Source organism: Rhodococcus sp. MALMAid1271 (genome assembly GCF_049195265.1).
In the GTDB taxonomy this organism is placed as follows: Bacteria; Actinomycetota; Actinomycetes; order Mycobacteriales; family Mycobacteriaceae; genus Rhodococcoides.
Genome location: NZ_JBMIRQ010000120.1, coordinates 67,873 through 90,184 on the forward strand (window position 1 = coordinate 67,873; position 22,312 = coordinate 90,184).

The following is a 22,312-nucleotide window of genomic DNA, read 5'->3' on the forward strand; positions in this document are numbered from 1 at the left end:
CTTCCGCGCCGAATCGGTGCACTCACCGGGTGCCGTTGCGGGCGTACTCGGCGACGGCGTCGATGTTGGACGAGTCGATGAACGCTGGGCCGGTCAGAACCGGGGTGCCGCCGCCGATCGTGTTTCCGTTGTTGAGATAGAGCCACAGCGAGTCGATGGCCAGATAGCCCTGCAGATACGGCTGCTGATCGATCGCCCACGCGACGTCACCGGACTCGATCGCATCGACGAGTGCAGCGTTGGTATCGAAGGTGACGACGGTAGCGTCGCTTCCGGCATTGTTCGTCGACTGCACCGCCGTCAGGGCGATCGGAGCGGCGAGAGCAATGATGTGATCGATGCTCGGGTCCTGTTGCAGTTTGGCGGTGATCGTCGCCTCCACGGACGGCATGTCCCTACTGTTGACGTTCAGGGTCTCGGTGGTGCCCCCGGTGAAGCCCTGCGTGACGCCTGCGCAGCGAGCTTCGAGAGCCACCGCGCCCTGCTCCTGGATGATGCACAGCGTTTTCCGCGCACCGTCCTCGGTGAGGCGCTCACCCGCCGCCCGACCGGCGATGGTCTCGTCTTGGCCGAAGTACTGCTGAACTCCCATGCCTTTCCACGAGTCGTAACCGGAGTTGAAAGCGACCACCGGAATGCCTGCGGCGGTGGCGGCCTCGACGGAAGGGGCCATCGCATCGGGCTTGGCGAGGGTGACAGCGATACCGTCGACCTTGGAATCGATCGCACTCTGGACGAGGTTGGCCTGGTTCGGTGCCTCGGGATCGGCGGAGTAACGCAGTTCTATGTTGTCCTTGGCTGCGGCCGCTTCGGCACCCTTGCGGACGAGGTCCCAGAAGGTGTCGCCGGGAACCTCGTGCGTGATCATCGCTACCGTCGCGACCGGTGTATCGGCGACCCCCGCGTTGGTGCCCTCGTCGGACGAACGCGGGGCACCGCCGGTACTCGAGCAGGCAGCGACGGCCAGTGCCACGACGGCACCCAGCACGCACACAGCGGTCGGCCTGCGACCCGCCAGGCTGCCGGCTCTGCCGAGCGCATCGGCGTCGGGCCACCGTCGAAACTTCATTGCCAATCCTCTCCAACGACCGAACGATCGTGACACGGCCGGGCCGGTCGCTACGTTGAAAGTTGAAATATACGGTGCACGTACCTGCCCACTTCTCCTCAGCCCGAGCGCACCCCTCGGCCGCATTCATCGTCGCATCTGTCGAGCCTCGACGGACCCGGTTGGTCGGCCGACGAAGCGAGTCGTTTCAGCAAGGAGCGGCCCAGCGCATAGGGTGATTCGCGATGACAAGGATCAGAAGCTTCGCCGTCGTGTGTGCGGTGTCGATGGCCGTGGTCGGCGTGGGTGCCGCACCAGCTTCGGCGCAGCCTGCCCTCGAACCGCCGGTGACGACCACCCCGCCGTTCACCACGCCCTACACCGACAATTGCCCGTTCGCGGCGTCACCACCGCCCGCGATCGACCTGTCCGAGGTCCCGGCTCCTGGAAGCACTGTCCCACAACCACTTCCGATTCCTGCCGAGGCCGTCGGCGGCGATCGGCTGGCCGAGTGCGGAGCGGTGGTCCCGGACGGCGCTCCCCCGCTACCCGCGGATATCTCGGCCACCGGGTTCGTCGTAGCCGATATGGACTCCGGCGCGGTGCTGGCAGCCAAGGATCCGCACGGCCGATATCGGCCCGCGAGCACGATCAAGGTACTGCTGGCGCTCGTGGCGCTGGACGAGCTGAATCTGAACACACAGGTCACCGCCACGGCCGAGGACGCCGCCGCCGAGGGCAGCGCCGTCGGCATCGGTAAGAACGGGGTCTACACCAATCTGCAACTGATGCAGGGGCTGGTGATGGCGTCGGGAAACGATGCAGCACATGCCCTGTCGAGACAAATGGGCGGCGACGGTGCCACCGTCGCGAAGATGAATGCCAAGGCCGTGGAGCTGGGCGCGCTCGATACTCGCACCGCAACGCCATCCGGTCTCGACGGACCAGGGATGGCCTGTTCCGCTTACGACCTCGCACTGATCTACCGCGAGGCCATGCGCAATCCGACTTTCACGCAACTGATTTCGACGCAGACCGTGCAGTTTCCCGGTTACCCGAAGGATCCCGCGATCCCCGAGGATCAGGACCGGCCTGTATTCACCCTGTCCAACGACAACCTGTTGCTCTACAACTACGAGGGTGCACTCGGCGGCAAGACCGGGTACACCGACGATGCCCGCCAGACATTCGTTGCCGGAGCCGAGCGCGACGGCAGACGGCTGGTGGTGACGATCATGCAGGGCGATGTGCTCCCGATCCGTCCGTGGGAGCAGGCGGCCCGCCTGTTGGACTACGGGTTCGCCATGGATTCGAGCAGCAGTGTCGGCGATCTCGTCGAGCCGCGGTCGACGTCCGCGGTGACGAGCACGCGGTCGAGCGGACCGACTCCGACTCTCGCTCAGCCACCGTCATCGGTGCCGTCCTCGTCCGCGTCCGGCAGTCGTCAGTCCGATCTGCAAGCGCAGGGCGACACAGTCGTTCGTATCGCGATCGGGGTCATCGGCACGATCGTGGTGCTGGGCTTGCTGTGGGGCGCTCGCAGACTCTCCCGCACTCGCTGAGGCTGCGTCAGGTCGTCACCGTGGAGTTCACCGGCGACGATGACGTAGCCCTGCGACACCGAGCGCTGCCAGTGCTCCTGCACCCACCAGCGCTAGGCCACCGCCGACGCCTGGGCCTTCGCTCACCTCGACCCGCGTGGAAATCACTGCCGGCTCCGGTGCCGGAACGTGGGCTGCAGCGAGACTCTCACGCGTCGTCGCGGCGAACGACGTGGAGAACAGCACCAGCCGCGAGGTCGTGAACACGAACACCAGCAGACCGATGATGGGGCCGAACACCGCACCCGCAGGACCGCTCGTCACCGATGCCAGATAGAGGGCACCGAGTTGCTTGAAGATCTCGAATCCGATTGCAGCCAGCAGAGCCCCCTTGGCTGCGCTGCGCCACGACACCGGCTCGCGCGGCAGCCGTGAGATGACCCAGGTGAACAATGCCCATGTGCCCGCCAGGGCGAGAAGGATCGAAAACACACGTAGAGCGAGATCCACTCCGGGGACGGCATCGAGACCCACCCACTCGAGAATGCGGCGCATGACACCGGCACCGGCCAAGGCCGACAGCGCGAGTGACAGGACCAGCGCGGCACCGAGTCCGAGCAGCGCAGCGAAATCCTTGGCCTTGGTCGCCAGAAAGCCCGCCGGTTCGCGGTGGCTCTCCCACATGGCGGTCAATGCCGCACGCAGGTTCGCGACCCAGCCCAGACCGGCGTACAACGCGCCGACCAGACCGATGACGCCGACACTCGCGCGCGAATCGATGGCCGTCTGAATCAGTGAATTGATCGTCTCACCGAAGCTGCCCGGCACATTCTCGGTGATCTGAGATTGGATCTCGGCCAGCCACCCCGGCTGGTTGACCAGCACGAAGCCTGCCACCGCGAACGCGACCATCAGTAGCGGAAACAGCGCCAGCACACTGAAATAGGTCATTCCGGCGGCGTAGTAATCGCCCTTCTGGCCTTGATATCGCTGCGCCGCAACGACGGTGTGATCGAGCCAGGGCCACCGGGCGCGCCGGTCGTCGAGCATGGCCTTGAAGTCGGGCATGGCACTCACCTTCTCGCTGTCGTCGGCCCTATCGCGTCGGTTTGCCGCATCGCTGCGCAGCGAAACCCGGTACGTCGAAAATGCTATGTGCCGGGTGGCAGGAAGCCCACTCGGTCGTAGACCTGGGCGAGCGTTCGACTCGCCACTTCCCTGGCCCGATCCGCTCCCGCGGACAGGATGCGGTCGAGTTCGGCTACGTCGGCCATGTACCCGTCCATCCGTTCACGCAACGGGACGACGAATTCGGTGAGAACGTCGGCAGTGTCGGACTTGAGGTCGCCGTATCCCTTGCCCGCATACCCGGCAACGAGGTCGTCGATACTCGTGCCGGACAACGCGGACTGCACGACCAACAGATTGCTGACGCCGGCCTTGTTCTCCGGATCGAACACGATGTCGCGTTCGTTGTCGGTGACCGCCGAGCGAATCTTCTTCGCCGACACCTTCGGATCGTCGAGAATATTGACGATGCCCGCCGGATTCGACGCGGACTTGCTCATCTTCGCAGTGGGATCCTGCAGATCGAAGATCTTCGCGGTGCCCTTGATGATGTGCGCATCAGGGACGACGAACGTCTTCTTGAATCGCGTGTTGAAACGCTGCGCCAGGTCTCGGGTCAATTCCAGATGCTGACGCTGGTCCTCGCCCACCGGCACCAGATTGGGCCGGTAGAGCAGAATGTCGGCCGCTTGCAGGACAGGGTAGGTGAACAGCCCGACGCTGGTGTGCTCGCGACCCTGCTTGGCCGACTTGTCCTTGAACTGCGTCATCCGTGCGGCTTCACCGAACCCGGTGATGCAGTTGAGAACCCACGCCAACTGAGCATGCTCGGGCACCTGGCTCTGGACGAACAGCGTCGACTTCTTCGGATCGATGCCCACCGCGAGCAACTGCGCCGCGGCCACGCGCGTACGCCGACGTAGTTCCTTGGGATCCTGCGGAACGGTGATCGCATGCAGGTCCGGGATGAAGTAGAACGCGTCGAACTCGTTCTGCAACTCCACCCAGTTCCGCACCGCACCCAGATAGTTGCCCAGATGGAACGAATCGGCCGTCGGTTGGATGCCGGAGAGCACCCGTCGGCGCGGGCCCTGCGGAGTGTCGATGGGGTCGGGAGAAGACATAGGGCAATCTTTTCACGACCCGACCGAGGCGGGTGGCGTGCCTTGCCTATCGCACCCGGGTCCGCTCCGCGGGCTCTGCTCTAGCGGTAGCGCACCGTCACCGGCGCGTGATCGGACCAGCGCTGGTCGTAGGCCTCGGCCCGCTCGGTGATCGCTTCCTTGGCGCGCTCGGCGAGCACACGGGTGGCCAACTGATAATCGATGCGCCATCCTGCGTCGTTGTCGAACGCCTTACCGCGGTAGGACCACCAGCTGTACGGGCCCTCGACGCCCGGATGCATCTCACGCACCACATCGGTCCACGGTGAATTGTCGGCGAGCAGTCGCGATACCCACTCACGCTCCTCCGGCAGGAACCCCGAATTCTTGCGGTTGGTCTTCCATGCCTTCAGATCCGCCTCGGTGTGGGCGATGTTCCAGTCGCCGCAGACCACCACGTCCCGGTCGTCGGCCTTGGCAGCCTCGGCCGCCGTGGCCAGGTACTTCGCGAAGGCCGTCATGAAGCGTTCTTTCTCGTCCTGGCGTTCGGTGCCCACCTCCCCCGAAGGCAGGTAGAGGCTCGCCACGGTGACATCTCCGAAATCGCCTTCGATGTAGCGGCCGACCTCGGCGAATTCCGCAGCGCCGATCCCGGTACGTATGGCGGCGGGGGCCTGTTTCGACAGCAACGCCACACCGTTGCGTCCTTTCGGAGACGGTTCGGCCGAGGCCAGATGCCAGCCCGCGTCGAGCGCCGGGGCCAACGCCTTGGTCAGCTCCCCATCGTTGGCACGGGTTTCCTGCAGGCAGATGACGTCGGCATCGGTGGCCTCGAGCCACGGCAGCATGCCTTTGCGAACAGCTGCGCGAATTCCGTTGACGTTGACGGTGGAAATTGTGATCGGCACGCCGACGACGGTAACGGAGACCACCGACAGAGCCAGGGCGGCCTCCCGATCGAGGTCGCTTCTGCTATCGCCGTCGAGGCTTCGCGCCTGGTCTCGGCGCGGTGACCACCGATGTCACCTCCGGTACCGGAGTCGGTTCACGATCGATGCGCCGGTAGACGATGTGCTGCTGTAGGTAGGTCCAGATGTTGTTGCTGGTGAAGTAGAGCAGCGCCGCGACCGGGAGCACCGCACCACCGACGAGTACTCCGGCCGGGAAGACCCAGAGCGTCAGCTTGTTCATGATCGCCGTCTGCGGGTTGGCCGCTGCCGTTGCATCCTGACGGGCGATCGACGCCCGAGAATTGAGATGGGTGGCCACCGCAGCGGTGATCACCAGCGGGATCGCAACCAGCGCGATACTCGACACCGACGGCACTCCTCCGAACGGGCCGAATGCCTCCAGCACTTCTCGGGAGCTGTTCACTGCAGCAGAGATCGGCGCACCGAAGAGCCGTGCCCCGAGAAAGGACTGCACATCGGCAGCGCTGAAGACGTAGTTCGCGGTGTTCGCATTGTCCTGCGCCGTCATACCCAGATGACCGAACCCGGTGCCGGTTCGGTTGAACGAGCGAAGCACGTGCAGCAGACCGAGGAAAACCGGGCCCTGCGCCAACAGAGGTAGGCACCCCATCAAGGGATTGAAACCGTGTTCCTGCTGCAACTTCCGCATCTCGGTCGCCTGTCGAGCACGGTCTCCGGGGTACTTCTTCTGTACGGCCTCGATGTGTGGTTTCAGCCTCTTCATGACCAGCTGAGAGCGGATCTGACCGACGAACGGTCTGATCAGCACCACCCGCAGAGTGAAGACGAGAAATATCACGGCCAATGCCCAGGCGAAGCCGTTGTCCGGGCCGAGCGCGGCTCCGAACACGCGGTGCCAGAACCACAGCACTGCGGAGACGGGGTAGTAGACGAAATCGAGCATGGTGGAGCACCTCACTGTGAGAGAAGTCGGTCGGATGGCGTCTCGACCGGATCTCGCAGTGGCTCAGAGGGATCTGGAGCCACCGGTCCGGTCGGAAGACCGACCGGGGGCTCTCGGCATGGGGCGACCTGGCGCATCGGGTTGCTGTTGTCTGCGGAACGATCCCCGAAGTCGCCGACCATCCGCACCGGCAGCGCACGACGGCAACGGCGCAATCACTGCCAGGTCGGACGGCGCACCGAGGACCAGCAGGGACGCCGCGAGTAGCGCACCGAACATCGCTATCTGTGCGGCGGGTTGTGCGTCGACGGCGGTGACGACGACGAGCAGGACGGCAAGGACGCCGAACAGTGTTCCGGCGTAGCGTCGAAGCGGCAGGTGAAAGGTTCGAGAATCGAGCATCTTCAGTTCCTCGGACAGCCTCGCAGACAATGGGTTGCGAAGGTGTGGGGGAACTTTCGAACTACAGCGCCCCCACCGGCGCACCGGGTGCGCGTGGCTGTGGGCGGCCCGGAGCGTCCGGACGATGCTGACGTCGGAACGACCCTCGAAGGTGGCGTTCCTCTGCGGTGGGGCCGACATTCGGCAGCAGGCGCATCAGTGCCGGGACGTCGACACGGTGCGCGAGCAGCATCAGCGTTGCCAGCGCCGCGACGAGGATCAGGGCCACGTCTGCGGTGGCGACCGGCATCGTCAGGTACAGCGTCACGAGCAGCAGCGAGGTGACGACAAGGCTCTGGTATCTCATCGCGCACCTCCCGTTCCGACGCCTACCCGATGGTTCGAGTCGTTGCTCAGGGTACAGATACCGAAGGGTCCGTGCACAGGTGCCAGGTATCGCCGACGAACACCGGACCGCGAGCTTCGACGCAGGGACGCACGTGCTCGGGGAGTCGCTCGAGTTCCGCGTCGGCGTCGGACGAGAGCCCACCCAGGTAGAAGACATCGATGCGGCCGGTCTCCTCGAAGCGCTCCACGTTGTGCCGCGCGATGTACGCATCGGGATTCAGGGCAGCCAAGGCGAGCACGGTCAGTACCGCCCCGACGCCCACTGCGCGCGGGAGCCAGCGCCCCGACATCCGCACACCAGCGACGAGCAGGAGCACGAACACCGATCCCAGCCACCACTCGACAGCCGTGACGAACAATCGGAGGGTGGTGTACCCGTACTGCTCCTCGTACAACGACATGCGATGCAGGGCCGACGCAACGATCACCAACGACAGCAGGCACAGCGCTCCGAGCAACGCCCGCAATGCGCTTCGATCGCGGCGATCCGCGCGTCGAGCCTGTGCGAGCGTGACCGCTATGACGAGCAGCGTCAGTACTGTGACCGCGAGCAATTGCCAGAAACCCTGCCGTGCGTACTGAGCGTTGGTCAGGCCCTCGGTGGTCTGCACGTGGTCTTGGCCGCCGAAGAGCACCGGAATCTGGAACCCGACGAACACGGCGAACAGGGCCACCACCGCCCCGAGGGGAACCATCCACTCCCACAACTGCACTGATCGACGCGGCGACGGTGCGAGGCGATCGAACCTGGGCGGATGCAGCGCGACGTAGCACGCAGCGAGCGCAGCTCCCGTGGTGAGCACGAAGACGAGGGTGCGTCCGAGAATCGTTGCGGCATCGAGCTCGGGCGTCACTGCGCCCAGCGCATCCGAGAAGCGCTTGTCGGCGGCACCGAACAACGCCGCGAACACGATGCAGAGCCCCAGAGTCACGGCGGCCACCATGGCGATGCGCACCGGCCGAGGCCCCTCCAGATCGACCGAACCGGCTCCGCGTCGAGTCCACCGAGCGACCCGCACCGGCAGCAACACCGGCAGGAGAGCGCCGAGTGCAATTCCCGTCCACGTCCAGGCCCGGGAGAGCACCACGACTCCGACCACAACTCCGAGCGTCGTCGACATCGTCACGATCCACTCGGCCGCGCGCAGTGCCGACACGCTCGCCAGTGCCAGCACTGCAGCCACGCCTGCCCACTCCCAACGCGACAGCCTGCCGCTGCGCGCTGCGAGTACGACGACCACGAAAGCCAGGGCGGTGAGCAACACACCGAACGTGTTGTCCACCAACGTCACCGAACCGACCAGTCCGGCAGCAGCGGACCCGAGGAGCACCGTTCGGGGAGCCCGCCCATACCGCAGCACCGGCCAGGTGCGAGGCCCCCACAAGGAGTGACCGTGCTTCGTTCTCGAATGAATCGGAGTGTCGATCGTGGTCATGGCGCTTCCCTTTTCTGTGTTTCGGGCATGGAAGGTCGGCGACTGTGGTCCGGGGACGTGCAGTCGCGGTTCTGATCGATCGTGGAGGTCAGTGCTCGGGAATGGCCACTCTGATGTGGCAGCCGACTTCGCTGTCGAGCACTTCGATGGTTCCGCCGTGCAGTTCGGTGGCCCAGCGAGCGATGGAGAGCCCGAGACCTGTTCCGCCGTCGGTGGATCCGCCACGGGTGAATCGATCGAAGACCGCACGGCGATCGGCAGGCGCAATGCCCGGTCCCTCGTCAAGCACGTCGAACACGAAGGCCTCGTCCGTTCGGTGGGCTCGTAGTGTCACCGCGGTCGACGGCTGGGAATGACGAATCGCGTTGTCCACGAGATTGGTGATCACCTGGGTCATGCGAGAGCGGTCGGCCACCACTGTTGCCTCTTCGGGCGAGACGAGAATCGACACTCGGTCCCGATGGGCGTCGGTGGCGTCCTCGAGGAACTGCCGCACGGGGAATTCCTCGGGGGCGATGGTGAGTACCCCGCCCTCCACCCGCGAGAGATCGAGCAACTCACTGACCAGATCACCGAGCCTCTCGGTCTGACGCAGCGCCACCGACAGCCTCTCGGGATCGGCCTCGGTCACCCCGTCGACCATGTTCTCGAGTACGGCACGCAGGGCAGCGATCGGCGTCTTCAACTCGTGCGCGACGTTGCCGATCAGTTCACGGCGATACTTCTCGGCTGCTTCCAGATCGCCGGCCATGGTGTTGAATGCGACGGCGAGCTTGCCCACTTCGTCCCGCGAGGTGGCCGCAACTCGCGTCGAATAGTCGCCTCGCGCCATCGCCGTCGCCGCCGAGGTCATCTCGCGCAACGGCGACGTCATCCCATGAGCGACGAATTGCGTTGCAGCCAAGGACACCACGAGCGCCGCGAGCAGCGTGTAGCGAAATTGCCAACCGGCCCCGATCCAGAAGACGACACTGGCCAACACCAGCACGATGCCGACGATGAGCGAAACCTTGAGCTTGAACGACCGAAGCGGATCCAACGGGCGTGGCAACATCGGCGTCATCGCGGCGACTCCAGGGCATATCCGACGCCGTGCACGGTACGGATCAGGTCGCCACCGAGCTTGCGGCGCAGCGCTTTCACATGCGAGTCGACGGTTCTGCTGCTCGCCGAATCGTCCCAGCCCCACAGTTGCGAGAGCAGAGTCTCCCGCGAGACGGCGGTACGGGGCCGTGCCGCGAGATAGGAAAGGATATCGAATTCTGTTCTGGTCAAGTGAATGTCGCCGGAGTGGTTCGATACCCGCCGCGCACGGTGGTCGATCTGCACGTCACCGACTCGCACCGCGCTGGGTTCGGCGGACACCGACCGCTCGGCGCGGCGAATCAGGGCGTGCACGCGAGCGACCAACTCCCGCATGCTGAACGGTTTGCCCAGATAGTCGTCCGCGCCGATACCGAGCCCGACGAGAATGTCGGTCTCCTCCGACTTCGCCGTCAACATCAACACCGGGACCGGACGGGACGCCTGGATCCGGCGGCAGACTTCGAGCCCGTCGAACCCGGGCAGCATCAGGTCGAGCACCACCACGTCGGGATCGATCCGGGCGCACTCCTCGACTGCCGACGGGCCGTCGGCGGCAGTGACGACCTCGTACCCTTCGCCGCGCAGCCGAGCGGCAACGGCCTCCGAGATCGTGGGCTCGTCGTCCACGACGAGAACTGTGCGGCTCATGAGAACTGACCCTAGAGGGCGCACGTGCAGGAGTCCGTCGGGAAATGTGGAGGTTCGGTGAAGGTTCGACCGCCCAACCGTCGACCCGGCCGCGTGCCTGATCCGGGTGCCGCGGCGACGATCACCTGCCGATACACCGCAGCAGCGTTCTCACCCGGTGGTGCGCTTGTCCATCCACATGGCGGTGGCCAGCACACCGAGACCGGCCACAGCCAGCCCCGAGCCCACGGCGGCGGGGGCGGTGTAGCCGAAGCCTGCGGCGATCACGGCACCGCCGACCGCAGCTCCGATGGCGTTGGCCAGATTGAATGCTGCGTGGTTGAGCGATGCCGCGAGTGTCTGGGCGTCCTCGGCCACATCCATCAATCTCGTTTGGAGGCCGGGAACCACCGAGGAACCGGAAGCGCCGATCACGAACACCAGCAACAGTGCCGTGATCGGGTTGTGTGCTGCCACGACGAACACCGCCAGACTCACCGCGGTCGCGGCCAACCCGACGAACGTGCCCTTGAGCTTGTATCGATCGGCCAGCCAACCGCCTGCGTAGTTTCCGACGACCATGCCGAGTCCGTAGATCATCAGCGCGATCGGCACCAACGCACGGGCGAGACCGGCCACGTCGGTCAGCGTCGACGCGATGTAGGTGTAGACGGCGAACATGCCACCGAAACCGACGATGCCCACGAACAACGTCATCCAGACCTGGCTGCGCCGCAACGCGCCGAGTTCGGTGACAGGACTGGTGGTCGGCATGGCGTCCAGACGTGGCATCCAGAGCGCGAGGGCGGTGACGGTCAGGGCACCGATCACGGCGACCAGCGCGAAGGCGCTTCGCCAGCCGAGGGCCTGCCCGATCCACGTGGCCACCGGGACGCCGACGACGTTGGCGACGGACAGGCCCATCATGACCATCGCGACGGCTTTTGCTCGTTTGCCCGGCTCGGCGAGGTGCGCGGCGACCAGCGCCGCTACCCCGAAGTACGCACCGTGCGGCAGTCCTGCGACGAATCTGGAGACCACCAACTCGTCGAAGCTGGGTGCGAAGACGGTGCCGAGATTGCCGAGGGTGAAGGCCACCATCAGCGCCAGCAACAGCATCCTGCGCGGAAGGCGCGCAGCCAGAGCGGCGATGGTCGGTGCACCCACGACCACGCCGAGCGCGTACGCGGAGATCATGTGTCCGGCCGAGGGCTCGGAGATCCCCATCGTCGTGGCGATGTCCGGTAGCAACCCCATCGACGCAAATTCCGTGGTGCCGATCCCGAAGCCGCCGATCGACAGCGCCAACATCGCAAGCTTGCGGCGGGTGGAGTGCGGTCGATGGCTGACACTCAGGCCGCTCGACACCTTGCCGCGCACAGCGCTGACACGGGAACGAGCAGAATCGGTGACAGTCACGGCGGTACAACTTTCGTTTTCGATCGAAGACAGAACAAGCAGGATGGACGTTCGGAGGATGGGTTCGACACATCCACCCGACGTGGCAACATCCAACCTTCCCATTGTCTTCCTCGTGGAGGGCTGTTTTCGTCTCCTCGCGCCGTGATAGTCCTCACCTGAGCATCTGCTCGAGCGTGATCGCCCGCGCACCCGAGCCCGAGCCCTTGTTCCGGTAGGCCCGTCGCACCCGCTAGAATCTGCGCCAGGTCATGAGTGCCAGCATCGAGCCCCGGCTTGCTGGCCGGCAACCCTCCAACCGCGGTGGGGTGCCCCGGGTGAACGACCGGGCCGATCCGGCACGCCGAGTGCCGAATCGACAAGCGCGGGTCCGCAGGCAGCGGACCCACTGAATCCTCGGCCCTGAAATGGACCGAGGCCAGTCAGGAGGTTCTCTCATGTGTTGCTGTACCGATACGCCCCGTAACGCTCGACTTCTCGAGCTTCATTCGACCTCGCACTCGACTTCGAAAACGGAGTATCACCAGCCATGACCGATTCGACCCCGGACCCGACCGACGCCTCCGGAGCACCCACCGAAGATCCCTTCACCGACCCCGCCGCCAACTGGAGCTTCGAGACGAAGCAGATCCACTCGGGCCAAACCCCCGACGGCACCACCAACGCTCGCGCGTTGCCGATCTACCAGACCACCTCGTACACGTTCGACAACACCGATCACGCGGCCGCGCTGTTCGGCCTGGCCGAGCCGGGCAACATCTACACCCGCATCATCAACCCGACGCAGGACGTCGTCGAGCAGCGCATCGCCGCCCTCGAAGGCGGAGTCGCGGCATTGCTGCTCGCGTCGGGTCAGGCCGCCGAGACGTTCGCCATTCTCAACCTCGCTGAGGCCGGCGACCACATCGTGTCGAGCCCGCGGCTCTACGGCGGCACGTACAACCTGTTCCACTACACACTCCCCAAGCTCGGCGTCACCGTCTCGTTCGTCGACGATCCCGATGACCTCGAGCAGTGGCGTGCCGCAATCACCCCGTCGACCAAGGCGTTCTACGGCGAGTCGATCTCGAACCCGAAGAACGACATTCTCGACATCCCCGGTATCTCGGCGGTGGCCCACGAGAACGGCATCCCACTGATCGTGGACAACACGGTGGCGACGCCGTACCTGCTGCAGCCGTTGAAGCACGGTGCCGACATCGTGGTGCACTCCGCGACGAAATACCTCGGCGGCCACGGAACAGCCATCGCGGGCGTCATCGTCGACGGTGGCACGTTCGATTGGACGCAGGGCCGTCATACCAATTTCACCACCGCTGATCCGAGCTACCACGGCGTCGTGTTCGCCGATCTCGGTGCGCCCGCCTTCGCGTTGAAGGCACGCGTCCAGCTGTTGCGTGACATCGGTGCTGCGGTTTCGCCGTTCAATGCCTTCCTCATCAGCCAGGGCCTGGAAACGCTGAGCCTTCGGATCGAGCGGCACGTGGAGAACGCGCGCAAGGTTGCCGCGTTCCTCGCCGGGCGCGAGGACGTGGTGTCCATCAACTACGCCGGACTCGAATCCTCGCCGTGGTACCAACGTGGGCAGGAACTGTTGCCGAAGGGGCAGGGCGCGATCATCGCGTTCGAGTTGAAGGGCGGAGTGGACGCGGGCAAGAAGTTCGTCGACGCACTCACACTCCACAGCCACGTCGCTAACATCGGAGACGTGCGTTCACTCGTCATCCATCCCGCATCCACCACGCATTCCCAGCTGACTCCGGAGGAGCAGCTGGCTTCGGGCGTCACTCCAGGCCTGGTGCGTCTTGCCGTAGGCATCGAAGGAATCGACGACATCATCGCCGATCTCGAGGCCGGATTCAGCGCGGCGGCATCTTGAGTCACAGCTGCGACACAGGCGTTCGTCCGGAGGCGGTTCTTCCGTCTCCGGACGGGCGGCTGGGAACCATCGACATCGGCAGTCTCGATCTCGAGAACGGCGCTCGAATCCCCCAGGTCACCGTCGCGGTGCAACGGTGGGGCGAACTCGCCACCGACCGCAGCAACGTGGTCCTCGTCGAACATGCACTGACCGGGGACTCGCATGTGTCCGGTCCGTCGGACGCCGATCACGCTCTGCCGGGTTGGTGGAACGGAATGGTCGGTCCCGGTTGCCCCATCGACACCGACGAGTGGTGCGTCGTGGCGACCAACGTCCTCGGCGGTTGCGGAGGCACCACCGGCCCCAGCAGCATCTCTCCCGACGGCTCGCCGTACGGGTCGCGCTTCCCGGAAATATCGATCCGGGATCAGGTGGCCGCGGAAGTTGCCGTGGCCGACGTCCTCGGAATCGAGCGGTTCGCGGCCGTCGTCGGCGGCTCCATGGGCGGAATGCGCACCCTGGAATGGATCGTGGGCCATCCCGACCGTGTGGCGGCCGCGTTGGTACTCGCGGTCGGTGCCAGGGCAACTGCCGACCAGATCGGCACTCAGACAACACAGATCGCCGCGATCAAGGCCGATCCGGGATGGCTCGGCGGCAACTACCACGACACCGGTACCTCACCGAAGGCCGGTCTCGGCATCGCGCGGCGCATCGCGCACCTGACGTACCGAACCGAAAGCGAACTCGACATCAGGTTCGGCAACTCGCCGCAGAACGACGAAGACCCCTGGGCCGGTGGCAGATACTCCGCGCAGAGCTACCTCGAGCATCAGGCAGCGAAGCTGGTCAACCGATTCGACGCGGCGACGTATGTGCTGCTCACCGAGGCCATGAATCGCCACGATGTGGGTCGGGGCCGCGGCGGTGTCGCCGAAGCTCTTGCGTCCGTACCGGTTCCGACGATCGTCGGCGGCGTCGATTCCGATCGCCTGTATCCGTTGCGGCTGCAGAAGGAGATCGCCCGCGAACTCCCGCAGTGCCGCGGACTCGAAGTAATCCAATCCCGCGACGGCCACGACGGCTTTCTCACCGAGGCCGATTCGGTGGCGAAGCTGCTCGCCGAGACGATGGAGCTGGCCCGCTTGGGACGGCGCTGACACCGAACGTGCTTGTCCGGTTGCCCCTGCAGACTGCTCCTGGCAGGCGTCAGTCCGTTCCCAGCGGGTCGATCGACAGCGACAAGAAGACGATCGCTCCCCCGACCCCGCCCAGCGCCAGCACATCGAATCCTCGACTGCGCACGCTCAGTATGCCGACGCGCGATTCCGGCAGGCACAGTCTGAGCACTGCGGCCAGTAGCGCGGCACATCCGAAGATGAACGACCCGCGTCGCCAACGATCTGCCAACACCAGGATCAGTGCGGCCAGCACGACGACAGAGACCGCGAGGATCGGCAGATTGCGCGCCACAGCTGCGCGGAACCCCGGTTCGGGCTCGTCTCGGGCATCCTCCGCGGCGTTCATCGTCGGTACGCTCAGCCCTGCGCCGCAGTGCGTTCCGCGCGCTCGACCACGTTGGTGAGCAAGAACGCTCGCGTCAGCGGTCCGACGCCACCGGGGTTGGGCGAGACGAAACCGGCCACCTCCGAGACACCGTCGGCGACGTCCCCGCGCAGCCCGTCCTCGGTACGGCTCACCCCCACATCGAGCACCGCAGCGCCCGGCTTGACCATGTCTGCGGTGATCAATCCCGGCACTCCGGCGGCAGCGATGACGATGTCGGCACGGGAGACCTCGGCCGCGAGATCGAGCGTTCCGGTGTGACACAACGTGACTGTGGCGTTCTCCGAACGCCGGGTGAGCAGTAGCCCGAGCGGCCGGCCCACGGTGACACCGCGGCCGATGACCACAGCATGGGCACCGTCGAGAGCGACGTCGTAGCGCCTGAGCAGGTGCACGATGCCGCGGGGTGTGCACGGCAGGGCGGCATCCTTGCCGAGCACGAGCCGACCCAGGTTGATCGGGTGCAGTCCGTCGGCGTCCTTGTCCGGATCGATTCGCTCCAGCGCAGCGTTCTCGTCGAGATGCTTCGGCAAGGGCAGCTGGACGATGTACCCGGTGCACTCCGGGTTGGCATTGAGTTCGTCGATGACGGCCTCGAGATCCGCCTGGGTGATGTCCGCGGGCAGATCACGGCGAATCGAGGTGATACCGACCTTCGCGCAATCGTTGTGCTTGCCCCGAACGTATGCGGCCGAGCCCGGGTCGTCACCGACCAACACCGTCGCCAACCCCGGGGTGACCCCCTTCTCACGCAGTGCCGCCACGCGGGCGGTGAGATCGACGAATATTTCGTCGCGGGTCGCTTTGCCATCGAGGATCGTTGCAGTCACTCGGCCATTGTTCCAGGCTCGAGGTCGGCTGCGGCGCGCCGGTCCGGGCGGGCGCGTCAGCCCTCGACGACAAGACCCTGAGCGCCCGCGTACGCAACCGCCTGCATCAGCTCGATCTTTGCGCCTCGTACGCTTGCGCTCACCCACAGCGACGAATCGACGAGGGCTCCGCGAAGGTCAGCCTCGTCGAACGTGGCGTCGACGGTGCGTGCACCCGAGAAATCGACCGAGTTCACGGTGGCCTTCCGAAAATCCGTGGAGACGAGATTCGCCTCCCGCATCCGGCACCCCGTCAGGTCGAGGCCACGAAGATCGGCTTTCCCCAGTGCAGTGAGAGTGAAATCGACCTCGTCGTACGTCGCGGGTCGCATCCGACTGTCGACGAACGTCGAGCCCATCATGGTCGAGTGCCGAAAGGTGCTGTGCTGGAGATTCGTCCGGGTGAAGGTGCAGGAGCGGAACGCCGAGTTCGTGTGGATCGATTCGGTCAGGTCGGTGCCGGTGAAGTCGCATTCGGTGAACACCACCGCCTCGGTTCGCACTCCACTCATGTCTGCATCGCGAAAAGTGCACCGAAGAAAATGCTTGCCCGTCCACTCCTGCCCGTCGAGTCGCGAGTCGGAAAAATCTTCACCGATGATCTGTTCGTCGTCCACCTGCCCCATACTTCCCCGGTTCGGGGTGGCAAAGTGAACCGGGTGTTTCGACTGATGTTCTTCGAGCCCCGGATTCCCCAGAACACCGGCAACGCGATTCGCCTGGTCGCGGGCACCGGATGCGAACTGCACCTGGTGGGCCCACTCGGCTTCGACATGTCCGAGCCCAAGCTCAAACGTGCCGGGCTCGACTATCACGACCTCGCGTCGGTCACCGTGCACCGAGACCTGCCGTCGGCCTGGGCGGCGCTGGCACCGACGCGGGTGTTCGCCTACACAGCGCACGCCACACGGTCGTACGCCGATGTCGCCTACGAACCCGGCGATGTCCTGCTGTTCGGACCGGAACCCACGGGTCTGCCCGACGAGGTTCTCGACGACCCGCATGTCAGCGATCGACTACGCATTCCGATGATTCCGGGACGGCGATCACTCAACCTCGCCAACGCAGCGGCGGTCACGATGTACGAGGCCTGGCGGCAGCACGGATACCAGGGCAGCGTCTGACGCATCGGCTTCGAATGCGCTCGAAGCACACCCAGAAGTATCCGAGAGAGCGGACTATCGTCGGTACTCATGGCGACGATGGACTTGATGAACAAGGCGCTGGCAGCCGTCATCGATTCGGAGGCACCGATCACGGTCGAGCTGCTGCACGATCTGATCGAGCCAGGAGCGCTCTCGGAGCCTTTGAGCATTGCCGAAGTCGCCGAGCTACTCGACATTTCCGCGCACACTCTCCGCTACTACGAACGGTCTGGGTTGATCGAGGTGGCCCGCGACAGCCTCGACCACCGCCGCTACGACGAGGCGGCGGTACGCAGGCTCGTCTTCCTCACCCGGATGCGGCTGTCGGGAATGCCGATGCGCGATCTGCAGCATTACGTCGAACTGGTAGACGGTGGAGAACAGACCGTTCCCGAACGCCTCGATCTGCTCGTCGAACATCGAGACACCGTTCGGCGTCGTATTCGCGAACTACAACTCTCGCTCGCGGCAACCGAATACAAAATTGCGACGTACGGCGGTGCCACCGGTCCCTGAGATCGGGGCGCGTCGGGCCAACTCAGTGCAGTCACGGCGGCTCGCACATCGGTTCACCTGACATCTCCACGGTGCGGGGCACCTGCCCGTCGCCCGCCCCCTCGTCGGAGCTGAAATCAATTGTGAGCGTCGACAAATCGATCCTGTCCGAGATGCAGTTCTTTTGTGACACGTCGACCCCGCACTGCGGCACTTTGCCGCGCATGTGCGGTGCGCTCGGATTGGCAGCGTCGATCCACTTGCGGCAGGTAACGATTTTCTTGCGTCCAGCGAGCTCGTGAGCGAGCCGGACCGACGCGTCGCAGACCGACCCGGACGCATCCGCGAACCCTGGCGGCGACACCGAATCATCAAGCGATGGAGTCTACTTCGATACACAGGGCGCAGAGTCGAACACCGACCCGAACACGAATCCGAGGGCAACGGCAGCTGCCAGGAAACAGGAAAAGCCGGACTTCCACGACGAATCGTTCCCCGATGCCGGCGGCACCGTTACACAAACTGCACCAGCTTGCTGCCGAGAACTGCTCGAGCGGGGTACCGTGTGCCGCACCGACCCGTTTCGCTCGTGAAGGAGCCTTCTGTTGTTCTCTGTTTCCCTCCCCCGCCCGACTTCGCCCTTCTCCTCCTCCACGCGCACGTCGAGTCGGTTCGGTAACCGAATTGCCCGCACCGCAGCAGTATTCGCCCTCGGCTCGGCAATGACCGGCATTGCTCTCGCCGGTACCGCCACCGCATCGGCAGCGCCGGTCAACTGCGTGTCTCCGCCCTCGGCCAACGACATCCAGGTCGACGACACCGCGAGCTGTGGCGCTACGTCGAACGGCACCGGTCATGCCACCGCAGGTGCAGCGGACAGCGGTACCGCGGTGAGCGTCAACGACGGACCCGGCGCGACCACCACCTACGCCAACGGGTACGGAGTCGCACTCGGAGCGAGCAAGAATGCGGGCACCGCCTACGCGTTCGCGCTCGGCGGCGGAATCGCGCATTCGTGGGCCGACGCCGGCCAGACGACCCTCGCGGTCGCAGGCTGGGGATCCGGTGCCACGTCCGAAGGCCGCGGTGTCGATTGCGTCGGCCCGCTGTCCCTGGCACTGAACCTCACGAGCGGTCAGTTCTGCGTACTCGGTAGCTGATTCGTCGGCCGCACGACCGATACACAAGTCGGCGGAGCCGACTACCTCGATCGCTACTCATCGAGGTAGTCGGCTCCGCCGACGTAGACGGTATGGCCGGCTTCGGCGATCGGCTCGACAATTGCATCCACCACTGCAGACGCGAACTCGGCAATGGTAGGGAGCGAGCCGTGCGCGGTGCGGGCAGCCACAGCGTCCGGGTTTCGACGCTCCAGCAAAGTGACAACGATGGTGCCCTCGATCATGTCTCCCGAGACGACGACCAATTCGATTCCTCGGGAGCTCAGTTCAGGGATCAGAGCCCGCAGTGCGTCCTCTCCCGCGCGCTTGCTCGCTGCTACAGGCTCATACTCGGCGGGTACCGGTCTGCGACCGTGAAAGTGCGCTTGATGACTGGTCAGGAATACCACCCGTGAGCCGCGGTTCATTCGTTCTGCGGCCGCCCTGGCCAGAGCAACCTGGGCGTCTCGGTTGATGGCCATCGCATAGCCGGGTTCGGCACCGAGTTCGAGCCCGCCGGACGCATTGAGCACCAGCACGTCGAGGGCACCGAACTCGGTAGCGACGCAGCTGAGCATCGCATCGATTGCGGCCGGGTCGGTGATGTCGGCTCCGATGGCGAGCGCGCGACCTCCATCGTCTTCGATCGCGCGCACCACCGCGTCGGCGCGACGCTTCTTTTCTCGGTAGTTCACCGCTACCAAGGCTCCCTCGGCACCGAGCTGTTCCGCGGTCTCCGCTCCGATGCCGCGTGACCCGCCCGTGATCAGGACCGACTTACCTACCAAACGTTGCGTCATCGCCACCCTCCCTGCGCTTCGATATTCGAACTGCTTCGATTTTCGAACCACTATGATGAAGCGCAATGGAAATGGCAAGTGCATCCCACCGCTCGATGATGAATGTGCTCGATCTATTGGGCCAGAGATGGAACATGCGCATTCTGTGGGAACTACGCGGCGGCCCGCTCGGGTTCCTCGAACTCCGACGACGAACCGACGATATCTCGTCCAGCGTGCTCGCTACTCGTCTGCGCACGCTCATCGACGCTCGAGTACTGATCAAAGACTCCGACGGTTCCTATCGCTTGACCGAACTCGGGGACGAACTCAGACCTGCACTCGAACCGCTATGGCACTGGGCGCAACGATGGGACGAGGCCAACGACACTCGCACCGACAGCTCCTGACCAGCTAGATAACACCCCTTCGAATCATCAACCCATTTGTGTCGGTAGTGTCGTTTACTCTTCCTTCTAGTTCGAACATACGTTCTTGTTCGGTTCACTGGGGGGTGAAGATCATGGCGGTACCGACGGTGTCGTTGGAGGCGTTGACTGCTGCCGCGCGGGAGGAGAATCGGCACGCGGCCCGCAAGATCGCCGCCTGCTACCGCGTGCACACCGACTGGATCACCCGCGATACCGAGCACAAGCATTACAGCCGCTACGGGCGCTCCGAGATGGCGTTGGCGTTGGGATGCTCGGCGACCGTCGCCGAGGGATACATCTCGGTCGCAGTGGCCCTGCACACCCGCCTTCCGCTGATCAAGGACGCGTTCGAGGCAGGCGAGGTCGACTTCCCGCGGGTGCGGACCGCGTGCCGGATCCTCGACAACCTCTCCGACACCATCGTCGCCGCCGTCGAGGGCGAGGTCGTCGACGCGGCCCGCCGCTCGTCCCCGGGCCCACTCGAGACACAGATCTGGGACATCCTGCTGCGCGTCGCACCGCAGGAGGCAGCAGCACTACGGGAGTTCGCGAAACGATTCCGCACCGTCACCTACAGTCCCGCCGGTGAGCTCGCCCGCATTCGGGCCGAGCTCACCGCCCCCGAAGCCGCCGCCGCGTGGCAGCTGCTCGCCGAGATGGCCGATAACGTCTGCCCGAAAGACCCACGTGGCAGACAGGAACGACTGTGCGATGCGTTCATGGCGCGGATGCATCTCCCCCGAAGCAGCAACGGTGATGCGTACCTATCTGCACGAGCGGACGACGAACCTGGCGCGCGCGATGGCAGGAGAGGACGCCGAACTGAGAGCGGCATTGACGGTGGCGAGCATCATGGGCATCACGATCGCGCGCCACTTCCTCGACCTCGAGCCGCTGATGGACGTCGACGCTTCCCGAATGGCCGCACTGACCGACGAATGGTTGGGACCGCTCGGGTAACTCTGCGGCATCGACTTCGTGCACAGGAACCTGCGGACGGGCCTCGTCTCGCCGACCGGCATACTCGAGAAATGAGCAATGCACGTGCGACCCTGCGCCCGAGGGCGCTGACGTTGCACGGACGAATACGACTTCTGACGATGAGTGTGGCCGCCCTGGCCGTGGCGGTCAGCGCTCTCGCGATCTATCTCGTTGCCGAGCAGGCCCTTCGTTCGCAGGTCATCGACCGCGTCGGGCGAAACAGCGACGCACTGATGGCCAGCGCAGCCTCGGGTGCTTCGCCGTACCTGTTCGGGTTCGCAACGGAGGGAACCAATGCGAAGGTCGCGTTGGTCTCTGCCGGAGGAGACTTGATGACCTCCTCGAACGGTACCGATCCCTTCACCAACTCCGACGGCGTTCTGGACGCCCCGGAGCAGGCGGTAGTGGACGGCGACGCGGACCGGTCGCTGCGAGAGGTACGCGGCTACTACATCTCCGCCCAGAGCATCGAATCCGGCGGAACGATCATGGTGGCCGAATCGCTCGGTGGAGCGTCACGGTTGCTCGCCAAACTCACACTGGCTCTCGTTCTCGTCGGTGGATTTCTCGTCGCACTGGCAGGTGTCGCCGGTGCCGCGGTTGCCCGAACCGGACTGCGTCCGGTCCGACGCCTGCGAGCAGGCACCGAACGGGTCGCCAGAACCGCAGATTTCGAGCCGATCGACGTCAACGGAGACGACGAACTCGCCTCACTCGCCACCAGTTTCAACGAAATGTTGGCGTCTCTGTCCCGATCGAGAGAACGGCAGGGACAACTGATCATCGATGCGGGCGCAGAATTGATGGAGCCCCTGACGGCACTGCGCACCAACATCGACCTGCTGATGTCCCTGGACCGTCCGGACGCACCGGACATGACCGAAGAACAACAAAACCAGTTGCGCGTCGACGTCATCGCCCAAATGGACCTCATCATCGGCCTGGTTCACGATTTGGTCGATCACGCCAGAGATCCCGCACCGACACCTCGATGACGACCCTCGGGGGCAGTCGAAGACTTCCGGCACCTGCT

24 protein-coding genes, 2 pseudogenes and 1 riboswitch are annotated in these 22,312 nt (G+C 64.9%); of the genes and pseudogenes, 10 read left to right on the forward strand and 16 right to left on the reverse strand.

The features are described from left to right. Positions 1–22: 22 nt before the first annotated feature. A complete protein-coding gene (locus ACOQFP_RS23225; RefSeq protein WP_421585685.1) occupies positions 23–1,069 on the reverse strand; it encodes a sugar ABC transporter substrate-binding protein in 1,047 nt (348 codons plus the stop codon). A 224-nt stretch (positions 1,070–1,293) separates the two neighbouring features. Between ACOQFP_RS23225 and ACOQFP_RS23230 the strand changes: the two genes are divergently transcribed. Continuing rightward, the gene (locus tag ACOQFP_RS23230) at positions 1,294–2,610 is read left to right on the forward strand and encodes a D-alanyl-D-alanine carboxypeptidase family protein (RefSeq protein ID WP_421585686.1); all 1,317 of its coding nucleotides are present in this window, start codon (positions 1,294–1,296) and stop codon (positions 2,608–2,610) included. 27 nt (positions 2,611–2,637) lie between these two features. Here ACOQFP_RS23230 and yhjD read toward each other — a convergent pair whose 3' ends face one another. From yhjD to ACOQFP_RS23280, 10 genes and pseudogenes are all read right to left on the reverse strand, one after another. Then, positions 2,638–3,657 carry an inner membrane protein YhjD gene (yhjD, locus tag ACOQFP_RS23235; RefSeq protein WP_421585687.1) on the reverse strand — a complete coding sequence of 340 codons (1,020 nt, stop codon included), beginning with the start codon at positions 3,655–3,657 and terminating at the stop codon, positions 2,638–2,640. An 83-nt stretch (positions 3,658–3,740) separates the two neighbouring features. Further along, positions 3,741–4,781 carry a tryptophan--tRNA ligase gene (gene trpS / locus ACOQFP_RS23240; RefSeq protein ID WP_421585689.1) on the reverse strand — a complete coding sequence of 347 codons (1,041 nt, stop codon included), beginning with the start codon at positions 4,779–4,781 and terminating at the stop codon, positions 3,741–3,743. A gap of 80 nt (positions 4,782–4,861) precedes the next feature. Then, positions 4,862–5,668, reverse strand: a complete 807-nt coding sequence (locus ACOQFP_RS23245) for an exodeoxyribonuclease III (RefSeq protein WP_421585690.1) — start codon at positions 5,666–5,668, stop codon at positions 4,862–4,864. Positions 5,669–5,744: 76 nt separating this feature from the next. Further along, positions 5,745–6,635: pseudogene (gene yidC, locus ACOQFP_RS23250) on the reverse strand (membrane protein insertase YidC); the annotation flags it as partial. 63 nt (positions 6,636–6,698) lie between these two features. Beyond that, positions 6,699–7,037 carry a DUF6412 domain-containing protein gene (locus ACOQFP_RS23255; RefSeq protein WP_421585692.1) on the reverse strand — a complete coding sequence of 113 codons (339 nt, stop codon included), beginning with the start codon at positions 7,035–7,037 and terminating at the stop codon, positions 6,699–6,701. 61 nt (positions 7,038–7,098) lie between these two features. After that, the gene (locus ACOQFP_RS23260) at positions 7,099–7,383 is read right to left on the reverse strand and encodes a DUF6412 domain-containing protein (RefSeq protein ID WP_421585694.1); all 285 of its coding nucleotides are present in this window, start codon (positions 7,381–7,383) and stop codon (positions 7,099–7,101) included. A 46-nt stretch (positions 7,384–7,429) separates the two neighbouring features. Beyond that, complete coding sequence (locus tag ACOQFP_RS23265; RefSeq protein ID WP_206491736.1) at positions 7,430–8,860, reverse strand: DUF4153 domain-containing protein; 1,431 nt, start codon at positions 8,858–8,860, stop codon at positions 7,430–7,432. Positions 8,861–8,948: 88 nt separating this feature from the next. Further along, a complete protein-coding gene (locus tag ACOQFP_RS23270) occupies positions 8,949–9,923 on the reverse strand; it encodes a HAMP domain-containing sensor histidine kinase (protein ID WP_206491737.1) in 975 nt (324 codons plus the stop codon). Further along, positions 9,920–10,594: a response regulator transcription factor gene (locus ACOQFP_RS23275; RefSeq protein ID WP_421585695.1), complete on the reverse strand. Its 675-nt coding sequence runs from the start codon at positions 10,592–10,594 to the stop codon at positions 9,920–9,922. Before ACOQFP_RS23275 ends, ACOQFP_RS23270 begins: the two co-directional genes overlap by 4 nt. Positions 10,595–10,744: 150 nt before the next feature. Next, positions 10,745–11,884: an MFS transporter gene (locus tag ACOQFP_RS23280; RefSeq protein WP_421585761.1), complete on the reverse strand. Its 1,140-nt coding sequence runs from the start codon at positions 11,882–11,884 to the stop codon at positions 10,745–10,747. A 355-nt stretch (positions 11,885–12,239) separates the two neighbouring features. Further along, positions 12,240–12,363, forward strand: a riboswitch (SAM riboswitch). Between the two features lie 158 nt (positions 12,364–12,521). Here ACOQFP_RS23280 and ACOQFP_RS23285 point away from each other — a divergent pair. After that, the gene (locus ACOQFP_RS23285; RefSeq protein ID WP_206491741.1) at positions 12,522–13,871 is read left to right on the forward strand and encodes a bifunctional o-acetylhomoserine/o-acetylserine sulfhydrylase; all 1,350 of its coding nucleotides are present in this window, start codon (positions 12,522–12,524) and stop codon (positions 13,869–13,871) included. Beyond that, complete coding sequence (gene metX, locus ACOQFP_RS23290; protein WP_374222413.1) at positions 13,865–15,013, forward strand: homoserine O-acetyltransferase MetX; 1,149 nt, start codon at positions 13,865–13,867, stop codon at positions 15,011–15,013. The genes ACOQFP_RS23285 and metX overlap by 7 nt, the downstream gene beginning before the upstream one ends. A 49-nt stretch (positions 15,014–15,062) precedes the next feature. On the opposite strand, the gene ACOQFP_RS23295 is transcribed toward metX, so the two are convergent. From ACOQFP_RS23295 to ACOQFP_RS23305, 3 genes are read right to left on the reverse strand one after another with little or no spacing between them, the layout of a single operon-like run. Continuing rightward, positions 15,063–15,380 (reverse strand): DUF3017 domain-containing protein, encoded by a 318-nt coding sequence (locus tag ACOQFP_RS23295; protein ID WP_206491745.1) that lies wholly within the window; start codon positions 15,378–15,380, stop codon positions 15,063–15,065. Between the two features lie 11 nt (positions 15,381–15,391). Then, entirely contained in the window at positions 15,392–16,249 is an 858-nt protein-coding gene (locus ACOQFP_RS23300) for a bifunctional methylenetetrahydrofolate dehydrogenase/methenyltetrahydrofolate cyclohydrolase (protein ID WP_341245208.1), read from the reverse strand. Positions 16,250–16,305: 56 nt separating this feature from the next. Further along, complete coding sequence (locus ACOQFP_RS23305) at positions 16,306–16,914, reverse strand: pentapeptide repeat-containing protein (RefSeq protein WP_421585696.1); 609 nt, start codon at positions 16,912–16,914, stop codon at positions 16,306–16,308. 33 nt (positions 16,915–16,947) lie between these two features. On the opposite strand from ACOQFP_RS23305, the gene ACOQFP_RS23310 reads away from it, so the two are divergent. Further along, complete coding sequence (locus tag ACOQFP_RS23310; RefSeq protein ID WP_206491751.1) at positions 16,948–17,412, forward strand: tRNA (cytidine(34)-2'-O)-methyltransferase; 465 nt, start codon at positions 16,948–16,950, stop codon at positions 17,410–17,412. 69 nt (positions 17,413–17,481) lie between these two features. Further along, positions 17,482–17,949, forward strand: a complete 468-nt coding sequence (locus tag ACOQFP_RS23315) for a MerR family transcriptional regulator (RefSeq protein ID WP_341245207.1) — start codon at positions 17,482–17,484, stop codon at positions 17,947–17,949. Between the two features lie 31 nt (positions 17,950–17,980). On the opposite strand, the gene ACOQFP_RS23320 is transcribed toward ACOQFP_RS23315, so the two are convergent. After that, positions 17,981–18,292 (reverse strand): hypothetical protein, encoded by a 312-nt coding sequence (locus tag ACOQFP_RS23320; protein ID WP_421585697.1) that lies wholly within the window; start codon positions 18,290–18,292, stop codon positions 17,981–17,983. Positions 18,293–18,533: 241 nt separating this feature from the next. On the opposite strand from ACOQFP_RS23320, the gene ACOQFP_RS23325 reads away from it, so the two are divergent. Further along, complete coding sequence (locus ACOQFP_RS23325) at positions 18,534–19,088, forward strand: DUF6764 family protein (protein WP_206491755.1); 555 nt, start codon at positions 18,534–18,536, stop codon at positions 19,086–19,088. A gap of 53 nt (positions 19,089–19,141) precedes the next feature. Here ACOQFP_RS23325 and ACOQFP_RS23330 read toward each other — a convergent pair whose 3' ends face one another. Further along, positions 19,142–19,888 carry an SDR family oxidoreductase gene (locus ACOQFP_RS23330; RefSeq protein WP_421585698.1) on the reverse strand — a complete coding sequence of 249 codons (747 nt, stop codon included), beginning with the start codon at positions 19,886–19,888 and terminating at the stop codon, positions 19,142–19,144. 65 nt (positions 19,889–19,953) lie between these two features. On the opposite strand from ACOQFP_RS23330, the gene ACOQFP_RS23335 reads away from it, so the two are divergent. From ACOQFP_RS23335 to ACOQFP_RS23350, 4 genes and pseudogenes are all read left to right on the forward strand, one after another. Beyond that, positions 19,954–20,277: a winged helix-turn-helix transcriptional regulator gene (locus ACOQFP_RS23335; RefSeq protein ID WP_421585699.1), complete on the forward strand. Its 324-nt coding sequence runs from the start codon at positions 19,954–19,956 to the stop codon at positions 20,275–20,277. Between the two features lie 113 nt (positions 20,278–20,390). After that, positions 20,391–21,026: pseudogene (locus ACOQFP_RS23340) on the forward strand (DUF222 domain-containing protein); the annotation flags it as partial. 28 nt (positions 21,027–21,054) lie between these two features. Further along, positions 21,055–21,258: a hypothetical protein gene (locus tag ACOQFP_RS23345; RefSeq protein ID WP_421585762.1), complete on the forward strand. Its 204-nt coding sequence runs from the start codon at positions 21,055–21,057 to the stop codon at positions 21,256–21,258. 509 nt (positions 21,259–21,767) lie between these two features. Then, on the forward strand, positions 21,768–22,274 hold the full coding sequence (locus ACOQFP_RS23350; protein WP_421585763.1) for a HAMP domain-containing protein: 507 nt from the start codon (positions 21,768–21,770) through the stop codon (positions 22,272–22,274). Positions 22,275–22,312 lie beyond the last annotated feature (38 nt).

Excerpts from the sequence above, each read along its gene's own strand:
- trpS (WP_421585689.1), bottom strand. The coding sequence starts at position 4,781 with ATGTCTTCTCCCGACCCCATCGACACTCCGCAGGGCCCGCGCCGACGG.
- yhjD (WP_421585687.1), bottom strand. The coding sequence starts at position 3,657 with ATGCCCGACTTCAAGGCCATGCTCGACGACCGGCGCGCCCGGTGGCCC.
- ACOQFP_RS23265 (WP_206491736.1), bottom strand. The coding sequence starts at position 8,860 with ATGACCACGATCGACACTCCGATTCATTCGAGAACGAAGCACGGTCAC.
- ACOQFP_RS23270 (WP_206491737.1), bottom strand. The coding sequence starts at position 9,923 with ATGACGCCGATGTTGCCACGCCCGTTGGATCCGCTTCGGTCGTTCAAG.
- ACOQFP_RS23305 (WP_421585696.1), bottom strand. The coding sequence starts at position 16,914 with ATGGGGCAGGTGGACGACGAACAGATCATCGGTGAAGATTTTTCCGAC.
- ACOQFP_RS23260 (WP_421585694.1), bottom strand. The coding sequence starts at position 7,383 with ATGAGATACCAGAGCCTTGTCGTCACCTCGCTGCTGCTCGTGACGCTG.
- ACOQFP_RS23345 (WP_421585762.1), top strand. The coding sequence starts at position 21,055 with ATGCGTACCTATCTGCACGAGCGGACGACGAACCTGGCGCGCGCGATG.
- ACOQFP_RS23230 (WP_421585686.1), top strand. The coding sequence starts at position 1,294 with ATGACAAGGATCAGAAGCTTCGCCGTCGTGTGTGCGGTGTCGATGGCC.
- ACOQFP_RS23255 (WP_421585692.1), bottom strand. The coding sequence starts at position 7,037 with ATGCTCGATTCTCGAACCTTTCACCTGCCGCTTCGACGCTACGCCGGA.
- ACOQFP_RS23330 (WP_421585698.1), bottom strand. The coding sequence starts at position 19,888 with ATGACGCAACGTTTGGTAGGTAAGTCGGTCCTGATCACGGGCGGGTCA.
- ACOQFP_RS23335 (WP_421585699.1), top strand. The coding sequence starts at position 19,954 with ATGGAAATGGCAAGTGCATCCCACCGCTCGATGATGAATGTGCTCGAT.
- ACOQFP_RS23315 (WP_341245207.1), top strand. The coding sequence starts at position 17,482 with ATGGCGACGATGGACTTGATGAACAAGGCGCTGGCAGCCGTCATCGAT.
- ACOQFP_RS23295 (WP_206491745.1), bottom strand. The coding sequence starts at position 15,380 with ATGAACGCCGCGGAGGATGCCCGAGACGAGCCCGAACCGGGGTTCCGC.
- ACOQFP_RS23280 (WP_421585761.1), bottom strand. The coding sequence starts at position 11,884 with ATGTTGGCGCTGTCGATCGGCGGCTTCGGGATCGGCACCACGGAATTT.
- ACOQFP_RS23350 (WP_421585763.1), top strand. The coding sequence starts at position 21,768 with ATGGTGGCCGAATCGCTCGGTGGAGCGTCACGGTTGCTCGCCAAACTC.
- ACOQFP_RS23285 (WP_206491741.1), top strand. The coding sequence starts at position 12,522 with ATGACCGATTCGACCCCGGACCCGACCGACGCCTCCGGAGCACCCACC.
- ACOQFP_RS23275 (WP_421585695.1), bottom strand. The coding sequence starts at position 10,594 with ATGAGCCGCACAGTTCTCGTCGTGGACGACGAGCCCACGATCTCGGAG.
- ACOQFP_RS23225 (WP_421585685.1), bottom strand. The coding sequence starts at position 1,069 with ATGAAGTTTCGACGGTGGCCCGACGCCGATGCGCTCGGCAGAGCCGGC.